Below are 16,350 nucleotides of genomic sequence, written 5' to 3'. Positions count from 1 at the left end.
TTTCTTTATATAGAAGCAATGGAGTGGTTCATGGCCGATACGCGGCGTTGGTTCTGGTTGGGTGGGGTGGTTCTGCTCTGCGCGTTTATCTGGCTGTTGCACCCGATTCTGACGCCGTTCCTGGTGGCGTTGCTGTTGGCTTATCTGTTTGACCCACTGGTGGACAGGATGGAAAAAGCCGGGCTGTCGCGAACCTTGGGCGTGGTCGCTGTATTCGCGCTGTTTACCTTGATCTTCACAGCGCTGTTGCTGGTGTTGGTGCCGATGCTCGCCAAGCAGTTGTTGCGTTTATATGAGCTGGCACCGCAGATGCTCGATTGGTTGCAGCACACCGCGCTGCCGTGGGCGCAGTCCAAGTTCGGTTTGTCGGAGGGGTTCTGGAAGTTCGACAAACTCAAGGCCGCCATTAGTGAGCACATGGGGCAGACCACCGACATCGTCGGGGTGGTGCTGAGTCAGGCGACGGCTTCCGGTCTGGCTTTGATTGGCTGGCTGGCGAATCTGGTGCTGATACCGGTGGTGAGTTTCTACTTGCTGCGGGATTGGGATTTGATGATGGCAAAGATCCGTGGTCTGCTGCCCCGGGATCGCGAGGAGCGCGCAGTATTACTCGCTGGTGAGTGTCATGAAGTGCTCGGGGCGTTTGTGCGCGGGCAGTTGCTGGTGATGGTGGCCTTGGGCGTGATCTATGCCGCGGGCCTGATGTTGGTCGGGCTGGAATTGGGTCTGTTGATCGGTCTGATTGCCGGTTTGGCGGCGATTGTCCCGTACATGGGGTTTGTCATCGGTATTGGCGCGGCATTGATTGCCGGTCTGTTCCAGTTTGGCGGCGATCTGTACCCGATGATCGGCATCGTGGCGGTGTTCATGGTCGGTCAGGCGCTGGAGGGCATGGTACTGACGCCGTTGCTGGTGGGAGACCGCATTGGCCTGCACCCGGTGGCAGTGATCTTCGCGATACTGGCCGGTGGTGAACTGTTCGGTTTTACCGGGGTTCTGCTGGCGTTGCCGGTGGCGGCGGTGATCATGGTGCTGGTGCGCCATGTGCATGATTTATATAAAGATTCTGATATTTACGGTGGGGTTGACGAGCCAGGGTCTCAGGCTTCTTCAAAGGCAGCCCAGATCGATGCAGGGTTGTTGCCTGCAGCGCCAAAGAAACTGTCATGAAACCGGTGCGTCAACGCAAACCTTTGATTTTGCTTGTGGTCTGTCGCATTGTGCGGTCGGCCTCACGGGTATAAACTTCGCAAACTTTACACAGAGGCCACTAACGGTTCCTTTGGAACTGTTCAGTCAGCATGAAACCGATTCAGCTGCCCCTAGGTGTGCGTCTGCGTGACGACGCCACCTTCATCAACTACTACCCAGGCGCCAATGCCGCTGCACTCGGCTATGTCGAGCGGCTGTGCGAAGCCGACGCCGGGTGGACCGAAAGCCTGATTTACCTCTGGGGCAAGCACGGGGTAGGGCGTACGCATTTGTTGCAGGCAGCCTGCCTGCGTTTCGAGCAAATGGGCGAGCCGGCGGTGTATCTGCCGCTGGCCGAGTTGATGGATCGCGGCATCGAGATTCTCGACAACCTCGAACAGTACGAACTGGTCTGTCTGGATGATCTGCAGGCCGTTGCCGGCAAGGCGGATTGGGAAGAGGCGCTGTTCCATCTGTTCAATCGTCTGCGTGACAGCGGTCGGCGCCTGCTGATTGCCGCGTCGACGTCCCCGCGCGAGTTGCCGGTGAAGCTGGCGGACCTCAAATCCCGCCTGACCCTGGCACTGATCTTCCAGATGCGCCCGCTCTCCGACGAAGACAAGCTGCGTGCCCTGCAACTGCGTGCATCCCGTCGCGGCCTGCACCTGACCGATGAAGTCGGGCATTTTATCCTGACCCGCGGTACCCGAAGCATGAGCGCGCTGTTCGAGTTGCTTGAGCGTCTCGATCAGGCCTCCCTTCAAGCCCAGCGCAAGCTGACTATTCCGTTCCTGAAAGAAACGCTGGGCTGGTAACAAGCCCGGTAAAGCCAATGCCTACAGCAGTTTTGGCAAGTTTCAGGCGCCAGAAAACACGCTTTCCTACAACTAGTAGTCTGCGCAAACGATCAAATAGGGCTTAAGCGCTTAGATGTAAACGAGAAACCGAGAAGTCACAAAAAGTTCGATTGAATTTGCAAATGGGTTTGATAGCGGGCATAGTCTCGGCTTCTTTAAAACTATCAGCCACGGTCGTGCCCATGCTAAAGCGCTTTGCACCCCTCGTGCCCCTCGCACTCGTTACCCTGTTGTTCGGTTGCGCTGCCCACACTCCGGTGTCGCAGCAAGCGCAACAACAGCAGGTTCAAGACACTGTTACTGCCTCTTCCGTTCGTTATCAGGATTCTCTTTTCCAGGACGAAGTAGCGACTGAAAAAGAACTGGCCGCCTTCGCCGACGGCAAGTCTTATCAACTTCCAGTTCTGGCCGACAGTATCCTCGAACGCGGCATGTCCCTGATCGGTACCCGTTACCGTTTTGGCGGTACCTCTGAAGCCGGTTTTGATTGCAGCGGTTTCATCGGTTATCTGTTCCGCGAAGAGGCGGGCATGAACCTGCCACGCTCCACCCGCGAAATGATCAACGTGGATGCGCCGCTGGTGTCTCGCAACAAACTTGAACCAGGCGACCTGCTGTTCTTCGCCACCAATGGCCGTCGCGGTCGCGTCAGTCACGCCGGGATCTACCTGGGCGACAATCAGTTTATTCATTCCAGCAGCCGCAAAAGCGGTGGTGTGCGGATCGATAGCCTGGGCGACAGCTACTGGAGCAAAACCTTCATCGAAGCCAAGCGCGCCCTCGCGATGGCTCCTGCGGCAAGCCCGATCGTCACGGCTCGCAAGTAAGCGGACAGTTTGTAAGGCGAACTTAAAGTCTTACTTGAAGTTTGCCGCATAAGCGCTAGAATCTGATCTATGAATGATGGCAAACCGCCTGCGTACTGCGCAGGCGGTTTTCTTTTCTGCGTCTCTGCAGAAAAAAAGCCGCAGCCAGATCAGGATGCTCTGCCTATGTCGACGTCGGCCCGCCTCGCAATCATGCTTTTCGCAGCGCTGCTCAGCGCCTGCGCCAGTCGCACACCGCCGCCAGCGCCGGTGGTTCGCGCGCCCATCGTTTTCGGTCCCTCCCAAGCCTTTTCGCCTGAAGCTGAAGACGTGCTGTTCCGCGCGTTGGGCCTGGTGGGCACGCCTTATCGCTGGGGCGGCAATACGCCGGATTCCGGTTTCGATTGCAGCGGGTTGATCGGTTACGTGTACCGTGATGTCACCGGGATTTCCTTGCCGCGCACCACCCGTGAAATGATCACCATGCAAGCGGCCAACGTGGGCAAGGAAGGGCTGCAAACAGGTGATCTGGTTTTCTTCGCCACCAATGGCAGTTCCCAGGTCAACCATGCCGGCATCTACGTCGGCGAAGGCCGGTTCGTCCACGCGCCTGCCACGGGTGGCACGGTCAAGCTCGACAGCTTGTCCAAGGTGTATTGGCAGAAAGCCTACCTGAGCGCCAAGCGCGTCCTGCAACCGGAGCACCTGGCGCGCAATCCGTAACCGCCGGAGGTTGTGGTCATGACCGCTCGCACGCTCAATCTCGACGATTCGCTCTATCAGTACCTGCTGGACGTGTCCCTGCGTGAAACGCAGCTGCTCAAGCGTTTGCGCGACGAGACCCAGGCGCTGCCCATGGCGCGTTGGCAAGTGGCGCCCGAGCAGGGGCAGTTTCTCGCGTTGCTGGTGAAACTCATCGGCGCCAGGCGTGTTTTGGAAGTCGGCACTTTCACCGGTTACAGCGCCCTGTGCATGGCAGCGGCATTGCCGCAAGACGGCTCGCTGATCTGCTGTGACATTCCCGGCGATTACAACGCTACGGCGCACCGTTACTGGCAGGAAGCCGGTTTGTCCGGGCGAATCGATCTGCGTCTGGCGCCTGCGCTGCAAACCCTGAGTACGCTGGACCAGCCCGGGCAGTTCGATCTTGTTTTCATCGATGCTGACAAGGCCAACTATCCCGTCTATCTGGAGCATGCGTTGCGTCTGTTGCGCACCGGCGGTCTGGCCGTGTTCGATAACACGCTGTGGAGTGGCCGGGTGCTTGAGGCTGATCCGGAAAGTGAAGACACCCGCGCCATCCAGGCGCTCAATCGTGCCTTGAAGGATGATTCGCGGGTGGATTTATCGTTGTTGCCGTTGGGGGATGGGCTTACGCTCTGCCGTAAACGCTAAACACTGAGTCTCTGTGGGAGCGAGCCTGCTCGCGAATGCGGCACGACAGGTAACATTGATGTTGAATGTGCTGGCCTATTCGCGAGCAGGCTCGCTCCCACAGTGTTATGTGGTGTTATTTGGTCGCGGACACCCGCCAAACCTTGTTCCCCACATCATCCGCCACCAGCAAGCCACCTTGCTGATCGATCACTACCCCCACCGGCCGGCCCATGGCTTTTTCGTCGTCATTGAGAAACCCCGTGAGCACATCCACCGGCTGCCCGTTCGGTTTGCCGGCGCTGAAGGGCACGAAAATCACTTTGTAGCCACTGTGCGGCTTGCGGTTCCATGAACCGTGCTGGCCGATAAAGGCGCCTTCCCTGAATTGCGCCGGCAACTTGTTGCCCTCGGCAAACGTCAGGCCCAGTGACGCGGTATGCGGACCCACCGCGTAGTCCGGTGCAATCGCCTTGGCCACCCACTCGGGTTTTTGCGGCTCGACGCGAACGTCGACGTGCTGGCCGTAATAGCTGTAAGGCCAACCATAGAACCCGCCGTCCTTCACGGAGGTGATGTAATCGGGCACCAGGTCGCTGCCGATTTCATCCCGCTCATTGACCGCAGTCCACAAAGCACCGCTGGTGGGTTCCCAGGCCAGTCCGTTCGGATTGCGAATCCCCGAAGCAAAGATCCGGTGGTTGCCGGTGGCGCGATCCACTTCCCAGATCGCTGCACGTCCTTCCTCCTGATCCATGCCGTTTTCGCCGACGTTGCTATTCGAACCCACCGTGACGTACAGCTTGCTGCCGTCCTTGCTGGCGATGACGTTTTTGGTCCAGTGGTGATTCAGGGCGCCGCCCGGCAAATCCACCACTTTGATCGGCTGCGACTTGATCACCGTCTCGCCGTTTTCATAGTGAAAGCGCAGCAGGCGATCGGTATCGGCAATGTATAGATCATTGCCGACCAGGGTCATGCCGAAAGGCGAGTTGAGATTTTCCAGGAAGACCGTGCGGGTCTCGGCAATGCCATCGTGATCCGAATCTCGCAGCAAGGTGATGCGGTTCGGGCTCGGCACGCCAGCCCCGGCACGGCCCATGACTTTTTTCATGACCCAGCCACGAATGCCTTGACCGCCATCGGGTTTTGGCGGGGCGTTGGTTTCGGCGACCAGCACGTCGCCATTGGGCAGCACGTAAAGCCAGCGCGGGTGATCAAGGCCTTCGGCGAACGCGGCCACTTGCGTGCCGGCGGCAGCGACGGGTTTCGCGCCGTCCGGCCAGCCGATGGCCGGCGCGATGTTCACAGTCGGGATCAGTGTTTTGTTCGGTTCTGGCAGCTTGGGCGACGGGCCGGTGCCGTCGGAGACTTGCAGCCTGGAGGTTTCACCGCAGGCGGCGAGCCCTCCGGCGAGGGCGATGACAAAAGCGAGTTGAGGTGTGCGCATTGCTGATCTTCCCTATGAATGCCTTGATCTAATCATAGAGAAGTCTGGACGCTGGATGGTTCAACCCTCAGCCGCGAGCCTCTTTCAGCAGCACGGCGATGCCGGGGTGATAGTGGCCCGCTTCGTTGTGCAACTTGCGATAGGCGTAGGGGAAATACCAGGCCACGGCGCAGGTGTGCTCCTTTTGCAGGTCGTCGACCATGTCTTGCAGTTCTTCCGGAGTGGCGCCGTGCTGGGCTTTTTGTGGGGCGACGAACAGGCAACCGAGCTTCAGGTCGCTCGCGTAGCTGATTTGCCTGGCGTTGCTGGTGATGTCGTGCAGGGCCTGGGTCAGGTTCAGGTTGTTGACCCGTGGCCAGCGTTGCGTGGCCTGCAGCCAGGCGCGGGCCTCGGGGGTGGCGATAAACAGGTCGGCGCGGCCATTGCGTTCGCCTTCTTCGATCTGTTTGCGGGTGGGCGATTGTTGCAGCGTGACCGTCTCCGCCATCCATGCCGCAGCTGAGAGCAGGCCGAGATTGGCCTTTTCGTCGAGCCAGTACGGTGTTTCATTATCTCCACGCACAGCGTTGTAGCGGTCAATACACTCGAACCAGCGCTCCAGCACCGGTCGCAGGAATTCCAGCTTCGGATTGCTGATGATCATGCCTTGCATGGGGCTCACCCTTTTTATTGTGTTGTGGGGTTGTGGCTCTTTGATATCACTGCTGAGAGTGTGGCACAAGATTGGCGTCAATTTGTGGATGGGCGGCTGTTATTCACTGATACGGCCCGTCTTCAATTGACGCTCCACCCCCAACCCTCTAACCTTCGCGGCTTGTTTCAGGTGCTCTGTGGCTTGGGTCGACAGAGTGAAACAGGGAAGCCGGTGAGTGGTCACTTCAAAGCACGAAGGTCTGCAATTCCGGCGCTGCCCCCGCAACGGTAAATGAGTGAAAGCTGCGTCTTGAGCCACTGTGTCAAAAGACATGGGAAGGCGCGCAGTCAGGCCAACGCCGCTCATGAGCCCGGAGACCGGCCTGATCCATCCAAGCGGCATCACGGTGGGCGATGCCAGGCTTCTTGCCGTCTATTCTTGTGCCTGCCCGCCGTTATCCAGCCTCAACGGAGAGCTCCCCCATGACTGATACCCCTGATCGTGACGAACGTCATCTGGCGCGCATGCTGCGCAAAAAAGCCGTGATCGACGAACGCATCGCCAATTCCCCGAACGAATGCGGCCTGTTGCTGGTGCTGACCGGCAACGGCAAAGGCAAGAGCAGCTCGGCGTTCGGCATGCTCGCCCGGTCGCTGGGCCACGGCATGCAGTGCGGCGTGGTGCAGTTCATCAAGGGGCGCAACAGCACGGGCGAGGAGTTGTTCTTCCGGCGCTTCCCCGAGCAGGTGCGCTTTCATGTGATGGGCGAGGGCTTTACCTGGGAAACCCAGGACCGTCAGCGTGATATCGCCGCCGCAGAAGCGGCCTGGGCGGTGTCGCAGCAATTGCTGCGCGATCCATCCATCGGCCTGGTGGTGCTGGATGAATTGAACATCGCGCTCAAGCACGGCTACCTCGATCTCGATCAGGTGCTCAGTGATTTACAGGCACGTCCGCCGATGCAGCACGTGGTGGTCACCGGTCGCGGTGCCAAGCCGGAGATGATCGAACTGGCCGACACCGTCACAGAGATGGGCATGATCAAGCACGCGTTCCAGGCCGGGATCAAAGCGCAAAAAGGCGTTGAGCTGTGAGTCAACCCCGTCGTTGCCCCGCGGTACTGATTGCCGCGCCGGCCTCCGGTCAGGGCAAGACCACTGTCACCGCCGCGCTGGCCCGATTGCATCGCAATCAGGGGCGCAAGGTTCGCGTGTTCAAATGTGGCCCCGACTTTCTCGACCCGATGATTCTCGAGCGCGCCAGCGGTGCGCCGGTGTATCAACTGGACATGTGGATGGTCGGCGAGCAGGAAAGTCGCCGCTTGTTGTGGGAAGCCGCAGGCGACGCCGACCTGATCCTGATCGAAGGCGTGATGGGGCTGTTCGACGGCACACCGTCCAGCGCTGATCTGGCACGGCACTTCGGTGTGCCGGTGCTGGGCGTGATCGACGGCACCGCCATGGCCCAGACCTTTGGCGCACTGGCATTGGGGCTGGCGCGCTATCAGCCGGACTTGCCGTTCGCCGGGGTCCTGGCCAATCGTGTCGGCACCTTGCGTCATGCACAACTGCTCGAAGGCAGCCTGACCGAAGGCCTGCGTTGGTATGGTGCGTTGTCCCGGGAAACCGGGATCGAATTGCCGAGTCGACACCTCGGCCTTGTCCAGGCCAGCGAGTTGAACGACCTCGATGTGCGTCTCGATGCGGCAGCCGATGCCTTGGCCGGCAGTTGCGAGGTTGCGCTGCCGCCGGCGGTTGAATTCGCCGCGCCGGATGTGATTGCCGCCGAGCCACTGCTGGCCGGCGTGCGCATTGCCGTGGCCCGAGACGAAGCGTTCGCCTTCACCTACGGCGCCAGCCTTGATTTGCTGCGGGCGATGGGCGCCGAGCTGCGGTTTTTCTCGCCGATCCGTGATGCGGATTTGCCGGAGGCAGACAGCCTGTATCTACCGGGTGGCTATCCGGAATTGCACCATGTGGCCCTGGCACAAAACACGTCGATGCTGAGCGCTATCCGTGCGCACCACGCAGCGGGCAAACCGTTGCTGGCCGAATGTGGCGGCATGCTTTATCTGCTCGATTCGCTGACCGATGTCGAAGGCACTCGCGCAGAACTGGTCGGCTTGCTGAGCGGCGATGCGGTGATGCAAAAGCGCCTCGCCGCGCTGGCCTTGCAAGCGGTTGAACTGCCGGAAGGTTCGCTGCGCGGCCACACCTATCATCATTCGCTGACCACCACCGAACTGACGCCGATTGCCCGGGGCTTGAGCCCTAACGGCGGGCGTGGGGCGGAGGCAGTTTATCGTCAGGGGCGGATGACGGCCTCGTATGTGCATTTTTATTTTCCGTCCAATCCAACCGCGGTCGCCGCGCTGTTTGCGCCTGACCGAGGGGATGCCTTCGCGAGCAGGCTCGCGCCCACCAATGATCACCTGAATCCTGTGGGAGCGAGCCTGCTCGCGAAGAGGCCATGACTGACAACGCATTCAGTCCGGCCGAACGCGAAGCGGTTTATCGCGCCATCGCCGAACGCCGCGACATGCGCCACTTCAGTGGTGGCACCGTCGAGCCCGAGCTCTTGCGGCGCCTGCTCGAAGCCGCGCACCAGGCGCCGAGTGTCGGCCTGATGCAGCCTTGGCGTTTCATTCGCATCAGCGACCGCGCCTTGCGCGGCAAGATCCAGGCGCTGGTGGAAGAAGAACGCATCCGCACCGCCGAAGCCCTGGGTGAGCGCACCGACGAATTCATGCAACTCAAGGTTGAAGGCATCAACGATTGCGCCGAAGTGCTGGTCGCGGCGCTGATGGATGATCGCGAACGGCATATCTTCGGTCGGCGCACCTTGCCGGAAATGGACCTGGCCTCGTTGTCCTGCGCGATCCAGAACCTGTGGCTGGCGTCCCGCGCCGAAGGGTTGGGCATGGGTTGGGTCTCGCTGTTCGAACCACAAGCGCTGGCAGACCTGTTGGGTCTGCCGTCAGGCGCCAAGCCGTTGGCCATTTTGTGCCTGGGACCGGTCAAGGAATTTTATCCGGCACCGATGCTGGTGCTGGAGGGCTGGGCGCAGGCGCGTCCGCTCAGTGAATTGTTATACGAGAATTATTGGGGAGTGCGTCCATGAGTGTGGCGTTGTTGAGTGTCGCCGCCGTGGCGCTGGATGCGCTGCTGGGCGAACCCAAACGCTGGCATCCGCTGGTGGCGTTCGGCCGTTTTGCCGAGCGCATCGAGCAACGTTTCAACGGCGGTGGTCGCGGCTGGCGCAGCCATGGCGTGACCGCGTGGGTGATCGCCGTGTTGCCGCTGACGTTGTTGGCCACGGCGTTTTCCTGGGCGCCATATGTGGGTTGGGTCGTCGAGATTCTCGCACTGTATTGCGCCCTGGGCATGCGCAGCCTCGGTGAGCATGTCGAACCGGTGGCCAAGGCTCTGCGCAGCGATGATCTGGACGAGGCGCGCACGCGGGTGGGTTACCTGGTCAGCCGTCAGACCAGTGAGCTCGACAAAACCGCAGTCGCCCGCGCCGCCACCGAGTCGGTGCTGGAGAACGGCAGCGATGCGGTGTTCGCCGCTTTGTTCTGGTTTGCCGTGGCCGGTGCGCCTGGCGTGGTGCTCTACCGTTTGAGCAACACCCTGGATGCGATGTGGGGCTATCGCAACGAACGCTTCGAGCGATTTGGCTGGGCCGCGGCGAAGATCGACGATGTACTCAACTACATTCCCGCGCGGTTGGTGGCGTTGACCTACGCGCTGCTGGGCAAGACTCGGTTGGCCTTGAAATGTTGGCGTACCCAGGGCCCGACCTGGGACAGTCCGAATGCCGGTCCGGTGATGGCGGCGGGTGCTGGTGCCCTGGGCGTCGAGTTGGGTGGGCCGGCGATTTATCACGGCGAACTGCATGAGCGTCCGACACTGGGCGAAGGCCTGCCGGCGGACGCCGACTCCATTGACCGCGGCTGGCAATTGGTCCAGCGCGGGGTATGGTTATGGCTGCTGATTCTCTGCGTGGGGGCTGAATTTTATGCTTGAACACGGTGGACGGTTGCGCAAGGCGGCGCTCGAATACGGCATCGCGCAAGCCGATTGGCTTGACCTGTCCAGCGGCCTGGCGCCCTGGCCGTTCCCGGTGCCGCAGATCCCGCTGCGGGCCTGGGCACGCTTGCCGGAAACCGATGACGGCCTGGAGCAGGCCGCCTGCGACTACTACGGCACCTTGCAAGCACTGCCGGTGGCCGGTTCGCAAATGGCCATCCAGTTGCTGCCGCGATTGCGCCGGGCGGGCAAGGTCGGCGTGCTGTCGCCGTGTTACGCCGAACATGCCGAAGCCTGGCGTCGTAATGGCTACATCGTGCGCGAGGTGCTGGAGCAGGAAGTCGATTTCTTTGTCGACAGTCTCGATGTGCTGGTGGTGGTCAACCCGAACAATCCCACCGGCCTGAGCCTGACGCCTGCGCGATTGCTCGATTGGCATTCGCGGCTGGCCCAGCGCGGTGGCTGGCTGGTGGTGGACGAAGCGTTCATGGATAACACGCCGCACCTGAGTGTGGCGCCGTTTGCTCATCAGGTCGGACTGATTGTGCTGCGTTCGTTCGGCAAGTTTTTCGGCCTGGCCGGGGTGCGTCTGGGGTTTGTCCTGGCCGAGCGCAAATTGCTCAAGTTGCTCGCCGAACAGGTCGGACCCTGGGCGGTGAGCGGCCCGACCCGGGTGCTGGGCCAGGCTTGCCTGCGCGATACCGAAGGGCATGTGCGGCAACGGGTGCGAGCCGAGGAGGCCAGCGAACGGTTGGCGTCGTTGCTTGAGCAGCACGGTTTCAAACCCCAGGGCGGTTGCGCCTTGTTCCAATGGCTGATCACCGAACGCGCCGAAGAGCTCCATGAATTCATGGCCCGGCGTGGCATTCTGCTGCGATTGTTCACGCTGAACAGCAGCCTGCGTTTTGGCTTGCCGGCCGATGAAGCCGACTGGACACGCCTCGCCGCCGCATTTGAAGACTTTGCCAAGGAAGCCTCATGACCACCTTGATGGTGCAGGGCACCACATCGGACGCCGGCAAAAGCACGCTGGTGACGGCGCTGTGCCGTTGGGTCACGCGTCAGGGTGTAGACGTGGTGCCATTCAAGCCGCAGAACATGGCGCTCAACAGCGCGGTGACGGCCGACGGTGGCGAGATCGGTCGCGCACAAGCGGTGCAGGCCCAGGCCGCGTATCTCGAACCGCACACGGACATGAACCCGGTGCTGCTCAAACCCAACAGCGACACCGGCGCCCAGGTGATCATCCACGGTCGTGCAGTCACGACCATGAATGCCGTGGCTTATCACGACTACAAAGCCATCGCCATGCAAGCGGTGTTGGCCTCCCATGCCCGGTTGAGCGCGGCCTATCCGCTGGTGATGGTCGAAGGTGCCGGTTCGCCTGCCGAGATCAATCTGCGTGCCGGCGACATTGCCAACATGGGCTTCGCCGAAGCGGTGGATTGTCCGGTGGTGCTGATCGCCGACATCAATCGAGGCGGAGTGTTCGCCCATCTGGTGGGCACGCTGGAGCTGCTGTCGCCCAGCGAACAGGCGCGGGTCAAGGGCTTCATCATCAACCGTTTTCGTGGCGATATCGCTTTGCTGCAACCGGGCCTGGACTGGCTGGAGCAACGCACCGGCAAACCGGTGATCGGCGTGTTGCCATACGTAATGGACCTGCATCTGGAAGCCGAGGACGGTATCGATCAGCGCCAGACCGACAAGGCTGAGCAGGTGTTGAAAGTGGTGGTGCCGGTGCTGCCGCGCATCAGTAATCACACCGACTTCGACCCGTTGCGCCTGCATCCGCAAGTGGACCTGCAATTCATCGGCCCCGGCCAGGCGATTCCACCGGCCGATCTGATCATTCTTCCCGGCTCGAAAAGCGTGCGCAGTGATCTCGCTTATCTGCGGGCCAACGGCTGGGACACCGCGATCTCTCGACATCTGCGCTATGGCGGGAAAGTGCTGGGCATCTGCGGCGGCCTGCAAATGCTCGGTGAGCAGGTACACGATCCGCTGGGCCTTGAAGGCGCGCCGGGTTCCAGCATCGGCCTGGGGTTGCTGGCGTTCGAAACCCGGCTCGAAGCACAGAAGCAACTGCGCAATGTGCGTGGGCGCCTGGCGCTGGAGAATGCTGAAGTCAGCGGCTATGAAATCCATGCCGGCGTGACTACCGGAGCGGCGTTGGAAAACACCGCGGTGCAGCTCGATGATGGTCGTTGTGACGGTGCGCAAAGTATCGACGGGCAGATTCTCGGCACCTACCTGCACGGCTTGTTTGAATCACCGGCGGCCTGCAGTGCGTTGTTGCGCTGGGCCGGTTTGCAGGCTGTGCAGGATGTGGATTACCACGGGTTGCGCGAGCGGGATATCGAGCGCTTGGCGGATTTGGTGGACCAGCATCTCGATACCGCGCTGTTGCGTGAGCTCTGCGGGATTTGAGGTGTTCTTTAGGGCGCCTTCGCGAGCAGGCTCGCTCCCACAGTTGACCGCGTTCCAATGTGGGAGCGAGCCTGCTCGCGAAGGCGCCAGTCGTTACACCGCCAATTAGAAGGTTGATAACCATGCTCCAACTGATCCTCGGCGGCGCCCGCTCTGGCAAAAGCCGCCTGGCCGAAAAACTGGCAACAGACAGTCAGCTCCAGGTGACCTACATCGCCACCAGCCAACCCCTGGACGGCGAAATGAGCCAGCGGGTCGCCCATCATCGCGCCCGTCGTCCGGCCGAATGGTCGTTGATCGAAGAACCTCTGGAACTGGCTCGTGTCCTGCGCGAAAACGCTCGCGCCGATCATTGCCTGTTGGTCGATTGCCTGACCCTGTGGCTGACCAATCTGCTGATGCAGGACGATGCCGAGCGCCTGAACGCCGAGCGAGAAGCCTTGCTGGAGTGCCTGGCGTCACTGCCGGGGGAAATCATTTTTGTCAGCAACGAGACCGGAATGGGTGTCGTGCCGCTGGGCGAGTTGACTCGCCGCTATGTCGATGAAGCCGGTTGGCTGCATCAAGCTCTGGCCGAGCGTTGTCAGCGAGTTGTCCTGACCGTCGCCGGCCTGCCCCTGACTTTGAAAGGAACTGCGTTATGAACCCATCCTGGTGGCTGAACCCGTGCCAAGTGATCGACGCCCAGGCGGTCGAGCAGGCGCTAGCCCGCCAACAGCAACTGACCAAGCCGGCCGGATCTCTCGGTCAACTTGAGTCGGTGGCGGTGCAACTGGCGGGATTGCAGGGGCGGGTCAAGCCGAGTCTGGAGCAGGTGTCGATCGCAATTTTTGCCGGTGATCACGGCGTGGTGGCCGAAGGGGTGTCGGCGTTTCCCCAGGAAGTCACCGGGCAGATGCTGCATAACTTCGTCAACGGCGGTGCGGCGATCAGCGTATTGGCGCGGCAGCTGGGGGCTTGCCTCGAAGTGGTGGATCTGGGAACGGTCACGCCATCGTTGAACCTGCCGGGGGTGCGTCACCTGAACGTCGGCCCGGGCACGGCGAATTTCGCGCAGGGTCCGGCGATGACCGCGGCTCAAGGCGAACTCGCTCTGCAGGCCGGTCGTGACAGCGTATGGCGGGCGAAAGCGGGCGGTGCGCAGTTGTTCATCGGTGGCGAGATGGGCATCGGCAACACCACTGCCGCCAGCGCGCTGGCCTGTGCCTTGCTCGAATGCCCGGTGGTGCATCTGGCCGGGCCGGGCACCGGTTTGAATGCGGCGGGTGTCAGCCACAAGGCCGAGGTGATTGAACGCGCATTGGCCTTGCATGGCGCTCAACGTGGCGATGCCTTGCAAACCCTGTTCAATCTGGGCGGCTTCGAAATCGCAGCACTGGTTGGCGCTTATCTGGCCTGTGCCCAGGAAGGTGTTGCAGTGTTGGTGGACGGCTTCATCTGCAGCGTTGCCGCGTTGGTCGCGGTCCGCCTGAATCCTGAATGCCGTCAGTGGCTGTTGTTTGGTCATCGTGGCGCCGAGCCCGGGCATCGGCATGTGCTGGAAACCCTGGGCGCCGAGCCGTTGCTCGACCTCGGTTTGCGTCTGGGCGAAGGCAGCGGCGCGGCACTGGCCGTGCCGTTGTTGCGGCTTGCGTGTGACCTGCACGGGCAAATGGCGACGTTCGCTGAAGCGGCGGTCGCGGATCGTCCGGCATGATTTTGCGCCTGGATCTGCTGCGTCATGGCGAAACCGAACTCGGCGGCGGCTTGCGTGGCAGTCTCGACGATGCGCTGACCGAAAAGGGTTGGCAGCAGATGCGCGCGGCCGTGATAAAGCAGGGGCCTTGGGATCGTGTGATCAGCTCACCGTTGCAGCGTTGTGCGCGCTTCGCTGAGGAACTCGCCGGGCAAATGGGCTTACCGGTAGCGTTCGATCAGAACCTGCAGGAACTGCACTTTGGTCGTTGGGAAGGGCAGAGCGCCGCGGCGTTGATGGAAACCGATGCCGAAGCCCTGGGGTTGTTTTGGGCGGATCCTTATTCATTCACCCCGCCTCAGGGAGAGCCGGTGGCCGAATTTTCTGTGCGGGTGCGGGCGGCAGTGGCGCGTTTGCAAGCGGCGTACGCCGGCGAGCGTGTGTTGCTGATCAGCCATGGCGGGGTCATGCGTTTGTTGCTGGCTCAAGCCCGAGGTTTGCCTCGTGAGCAGTTGCTCAACGTCGAAGTGGGTCATGGAGCACTGTTCTCGCTATCGGTTGATGCCGATGGCTTGTTGAGGGAAGTGCATTGATCATGTTGCCGTTCTGGATCGCCCTGCAATTTCTCAGCAGCCTGCCGATACGATTGTCGGGCATGCCGGCGCCGCAAGAGCTGGGGCGATCGCTGCTGTTTTATCCGCTGGTGGGCTTGTTGTTCGGCGGGATTCTATGGGCATTGAACTGGCTGTTGCTGGGCGCACCCTTGTTGTTGCACGCAGCGCTGTTGCTGACGGTTTGGGTGTTGCTCAGCGGGGCGTTGCACCTGGACGGTCTGGCCGACAGCGCCGACGCCTGGCTCGGTGGATATGGCGACCGTGAGCGCACACTGACGATCATGAAAGACCCGCGCAGCGGACCGATCGCAGTGGTTACGCTGGTCTTGGTGCTGCTGCTGAAATTTGCCGCGTTGCTGGCGTTGATCGAACAGCAGCACGCCGTGGCGCTGATCATCGTTCCGTTGCTGGGGCGCAGCGCGTTGCTGGGGTTATTCCTGACCACGCCCTATGTGCGTCCTGGCGGTCTGGGGCAGGCACTGGCCGATCATCTTCCGCGGTCGGCGGGCAAGCAGGTGTTGGCACTCAGCGCTTTGGTTTGTCTGCTGATCGCGGGTATTCAGGGCGTGTTCGCCGTGTTGTTGGGCGTTGCGCTGTTCGTCTGGTTAAGGCAAGTGATGTTGCGGCGACTGGGCGGGACGACAGGGGATACGGCCGGCGCGTTGCTGGAGTTGCTGGAAGTGGCGGTGCTAGTAGGGCTTGCGCTAGTCCTGTAGGAGCGAGCTCGCATCACGATGCATTCGAGACCGCCGCGTTTATTCAGAAAGCACGCATTATCGTTGACGCCCATCGCGAGCAAGCTCGCTCCTACAGGGGTTCGGTGTAACATAAATTTGCAATCATTCAACCACGGGTATATACACGCACCATGCTCGACTCCCAATGTTTATGTATCAACCTGCGTCGCGCCGCCCGTGGCGTCAGCAGGCACTACGACGGCGCTCTCGATGGCTTCGGGATCAACGTTGCGCAGTATTCTTTGCTGTGCAATCTGCAGCGTCTGGATCAACCGAGCATTTCCACGTTGGCCGAAGCCATGGGGCTGGATCGCAGCACCCTGGGGCGTAATCTTCGGGTACTGGAAGGCGAAGGCCTGGTGACGCTGGTGGAAGGCGAGGACATGCGCAATCGTATCGTCCTGCTGACCGAGGCCGGAGCCGAGCGGCTAAAAGCAGCCTTGCCGGCCTGGGAGGCGGCGCAGCAGCGATTGGTTGATCGTCTGGGCGCCGAAAAGCGTGAAACGTTGTTGAAGTTGCTGGACGAACTGGCTTGATGCCGGTTTGTTTGATCT

17 protein-coding genes, 1 pseudogene and 1 riboswitch are annotated in these 16,350 nt (G+C 61.2%); of the genes and pseudogenes, 16 read left to right on the top strand and 2 right to left on the bottom strand.

Annotated elements, in window-relative coordinates:
- Positions 1-30 precede the first annotated feature (30 nt).
- The 5 genes and pseudogenes from CKW21_RS19880 to CKW21_RS19860 all read left to right on the top strand — a co-directional run.
- A pseudogene (locus CKW21_RS19880) lies at positions 31-1,095 on the top strand (AI-2E family transporter); the annotation flags it as partial.
- A 206-nt stretch (positions 1,096-1,301) separates the two neighbouring features.
- A complete protein-coding gene (gene hda, locus CKW21_RS19875) occupies positions 1,302-2,006 on the top strand; it encodes a DnaA regulatory inactivator Hda (RefSeq protein ID WP_007936072.1) in 705 nt (234 codons plus the stop codon).
- Positions 2,007-2,230: 224 nt separating this feature from the next.
- A complete protein-coding gene (locus tag CKW21_RS19870; protein ID WP_095195635.1) occupies positions 2,231-2,875 on the top strand; it encodes a C40 family peptidase in 645 nt (214 codons plus the stop codon).
- A gap of 165 nt (positions 2,876-3,040) precedes the next feature.
- Positions 3,041-3,577: a C40 family peptidase gene (locus tag CKW21_RS19865; protein ID WP_095195634.1), complete on the top strand. Its 537-nt coding sequence runs from the start codon at positions 3,041-3,043 to the stop codon at positions 3,575-3,577.
- 18 nt (positions 3,578-3,595) lie between these two features.
- Positions 3,596-4,249: an O-methyltransferase gene (locus CKW21_RS19860; protein ID WP_095195633.1), complete on the top strand. Its 654-nt coding sequence runs from the start codon at positions 3,596-3,598 to the stop codon at positions 4,247-4,249.
- A 115-nt stretch (positions 4,250-4,364) separates the two neighbouring features.
- Here CKW21_RS19860 and CKW21_RS19855 read toward each other — a convergent pair whose 3' ends face one another.
- Positions 4,365-5,678 carry a sorbosone dehydrogenase family protein gene (locus CKW21_RS19855; RefSeq protein WP_095195632.1) on the bottom strand — a complete coding sequence of 438 codons (1,314 nt, stop codon included), beginning with the start codon at positions 5,676-5,678 and terminating at the stop codon, positions 4,365-4,367.
- A 67-nt stretch (positions 5,679-5,745) separates the two neighbouring features.
- Positions 5,746-6,330 carry a hypothetical protein gene (locus tag CKW21_RS19850; RefSeq protein ID WP_095195631.1) on the bottom strand — a complete coding sequence of 195 codons (585 nt, stop codon included), beginning with the start codon at positions 6,328-6,330 and terminating at the stop codon, positions 5,746-5,748.
- A 152-nt stretch (positions 6,331-6,482) separates the two neighbouring features.
- A riboswitch (cobalamin riboswitch) is annotated at positions 6,483-6,713 on the top strand.
- 81 nt (positions 6,714-6,794) lie between these two features.
- On the opposite strand from CKW21_RS19850, the gene cobO reads away from it, so the two are divergent.
- The 11 genes from cobO to CKW21_RS19795 all read left to right on the top strand — a co-directional run bounded on the left by cobO (position 6,795) and on the right by CKW21_RS19795 (position 16,332).
- Positions 6,795-7,406 carry a cob(I)yrinic acid a,c-diamide adenosyltransferase gene (gene cobO / locus CKW21_RS19845; protein WP_095195630.1) on the top strand — a complete coding sequence of 204 codons (612 nt, stop codon included), beginning with the start codon at positions 6,795-6,797 and terminating at the stop codon, positions 7,404-7,406.
- Positions 7,403-8,785, top strand: coding sequence for a cobyrinate a,c-diamide synthase (locus tag CKW21_RS19840; protein ID WP_095195629.1), 1,383 nt, complete (start codon positions 7,403-7,405; stop codon positions 8,783-8,785). Before cobO ends, CKW21_RS19840 begins: the two co-directional genes overlap by 4 nt.
- Positions 8,782-9,432, top strand: coding sequence for a 5,6-dimethylbenzimidazole synthase (gene bluB / locus CKW21_RS19835; protein ID WP_095195628.1), 651 nt, complete (start codon positions 8,782-8,784; stop codon positions 9,430-9,432). Before CKW21_RS19840 ends, bluB begins: the two co-directional genes overlap by 4 nt.
- Positions 9,429-10,337: an adenosylcobinamide-phosphate synthase CbiB gene (gene cbiB, locus CKW21_RS19830; protein ID WP_095195627.1), complete on the top strand. Its 909-nt coding sequence runs from the start codon at positions 9,429-9,431 to the stop codon at positions 10,335-10,337. Before bluB ends, cbiB begins: the two co-directional genes overlap by 4 nt.
- The gene (gene cobD / locus CKW21_RS19825) at positions 10,330-11,322 is read left to right on the top strand and encodes a threonine-phosphate decarboxylase CobD (protein ID WP_095195626.1); all 993 of its coding nucleotides are present in this window, start codon (positions 10,330-10,332) and stop codon (positions 11,320-11,322) included. Before cbiB ends, cobD begins: the two co-directional genes overlap by 8 nt.
- Complete coding sequence (locus CKW21_RS19820; RefSeq protein ID WP_095195625.1) at positions 11,319-12,770, top strand: cobyric acid synthase; 1,452 nt, start codon at positions 11,319-11,321, stop codon at positions 12,768-12,770. The genes cobD and CKW21_RS19820 overlap by 4 nt, the downstream gene beginning before the upstream one ends.
- 122 nt (positions 12,771-12,892) lie before the next feature.
- Positions 12,893-13,414 (top strand): bifunctional adenosylcobinamide kinase/adenosylcobinamide-phosphate guanylyltransferase, encoded by a 522-nt coding sequence (gene cobU / locus CKW21_RS19815; protein ID WP_095195624.1) that lies wholly within the window; start codon positions 12,893-12,895, stop codon positions 13,412-13,414.
- Positions 13,411-14,466: a nicotinate-nucleotide--dimethylbenzimidazole phosphoribosyltransferase gene (cobT, locus tag CKW21_RS19810; RefSeq protein ID WP_095195623.1), complete on the top strand. Its 1,056-nt coding sequence runs from the start codon at positions 13,411-13,413 to the stop codon at positions 14,464-14,466. Before cobU ends, cobT begins: the two co-directional genes overlap by 4 nt.
- Positions 14,463-15,038 (top strand): alpha-ribazole phosphatase family protein, encoded by a 576-nt coding sequence (gene cobC, locus CKW21_RS19805; RefSeq protein ID WP_095195622.1) that lies wholly within the window; start codon positions 14,463-14,465, stop codon positions 15,036-15,038. The genes cobT and cobC overlap by 4 nt, the downstream gene beginning before the upstream one ends.
- Positions 15,039-15,040: 2 nt before the next feature.
- Positions 15,041-15,775: an adenosylcobinamide-GDP ribazoletransferase gene (locus CKW21_RS19800; RefSeq protein ID WP_095195621.1), complete on the top strand. Its 735-nt coding sequence runs from the start codon at positions 15,041-15,043 to the stop codon at positions 15,773-15,775.
- A gap of 152 nt (positions 15,776-15,927) precedes the next feature.
- Complete coding sequence (locus CKW21_RS19795; protein ID WP_008065263.1) at positions 15,928-16,332, top strand: MarR family winged helix-turn-helix transcriptional regulator; 405 nt, start codon at positions 15,928-15,930, stop codon at positions 16,330-16,332.
- Positions 16,333-16,350 lie beyond the last annotated feature (18 nt).

It is taken from the genome of Pseudomonas sp. Irchel 3A7 (genome assembly GCF_900187565.1).
Lineage (GTDB): Bacteria > Pseudomonadota > Gammaproteobacteria > Pseudomonadales > Pseudomonadaceae > Aquipseudomonas.
This window is presented reverse-complemented; position numbering and strand designations above follow the sequence as displayed.

What these genes read in the sequence shown, in the direction of transcription:
- hda (WP_007936072.1), top strand. Translation starts at nt 1,302, where the DNA reads ATGAAACCGATTCAGCTGCCCCTAGGTGTGCGTCTGCGTGACGACGCC.
- CKW21_RS19870 (WP_095195635.1), top strand. Translation starts at nt 2,231, where the DNA reads ATGCTAAAGCGCTTTGCACCCCTCGTGCCCCTCGCACTCGTTACCCTG.
- CKW21_RS19865 (WP_095195634.1), top strand. Translation starts at nt 3,041, where the DNA reads ATGTCGACGTCGGCCCGCCTCGCAATCATGCTTTTCGCAGCGCTGCTC.
- CKW21_RS19860 (WP_095195633.1), top strand. Translation starts at nt 3,596, where the DNA reads ATGACCGCTCGCACGCTCAATCTCGACGATTCGCTCTATCAGTACCTG.
- CKW21_RS19855 (WP_095195632.1), bottom strand. Translation starts at nt 5,678, where the DNA reads ATGCGCACACCTCAACTCGCTTTTGTCATCGCCCTCGCCGGAGGGCTC.
- CKW21_RS19850 (WP_095195631.1), bottom strand. Translation starts at nt 6,330, where the DNA reads ATGCAAGGCATGATCATCAGCAATCCGAAGCTGGAATTCCTGCGACCG.
- cobO (WP_095195630.1), top strand. Translation starts at nt 6,795, where the DNA reads ATGACTGATACCCCTGATCGTGACGAACGTCATCTGGCGCGCATGCTG.
- bluB (WP_095195628.1), top strand. Translation starts at nt 8,782, where the DNA reads ATGACTGACAACGCATTCAGTCCGGCCGAACGCGAAGCGGTTTATCGC.
- cbiB (WP_095195627.1), top strand. Translation starts at nt 9,429, where the DNA reads ATGAGTGTGGCGTTGTTGAGTGTCGCCGCCGTGGCGCTGGATGCGCTG.
- cobD (WP_095195626.1), top strand. Translation starts at nt 10,330, where the DNA reads ATGCTTGAACACGGTGGACGGTTGCGCAAGGCGGCGCTCGAATACGGC.
- CKW21_RS19820 (WP_095195625.1), top strand. Translation starts at nt 11,319, where the DNA reads ATGACCACCTTGATGGTGCAGGGCACCACATCGGACGCCGGCAAAAGC.
- cobU (WP_095195624.1), top strand. Translation starts at nt 12,893, where the DNA reads ATGCTCCAACTGATCCTCGGCGGCGCCCGCTCTGGCAAAAGCCGCCTG.
- cobT (WP_095195623.1), top strand. Translation starts at nt 13,411, where the DNA reads ATGAACCCATCCTGGTGGCTGAACCCGTGCCAAGTGATCGACGCCCAG.
- cobC (WP_095195622.1), top strand. Translation starts at nt 14,463, where the DNA reads ATGATTTTGCGCCTGGATCTGCTGCGTCATGGCGAAACCGAACTCGGC.
- CKW21_RS19800 (WP_095195621.1), top strand. Translation starts at nt 15,041, where the DNA reads ATGTTGCCGTTCTGGATCGCCCTGCAATTTCTCAGCAGCCTGCCGATA.
- CKW21_RS19795 (WP_008065263.1), top strand. Translation starts at nt 15,928, where the DNA reads ATGCTCGACTCCCAATGTTTATGTATCAACCTGCGTCGCGCCGCCCGT.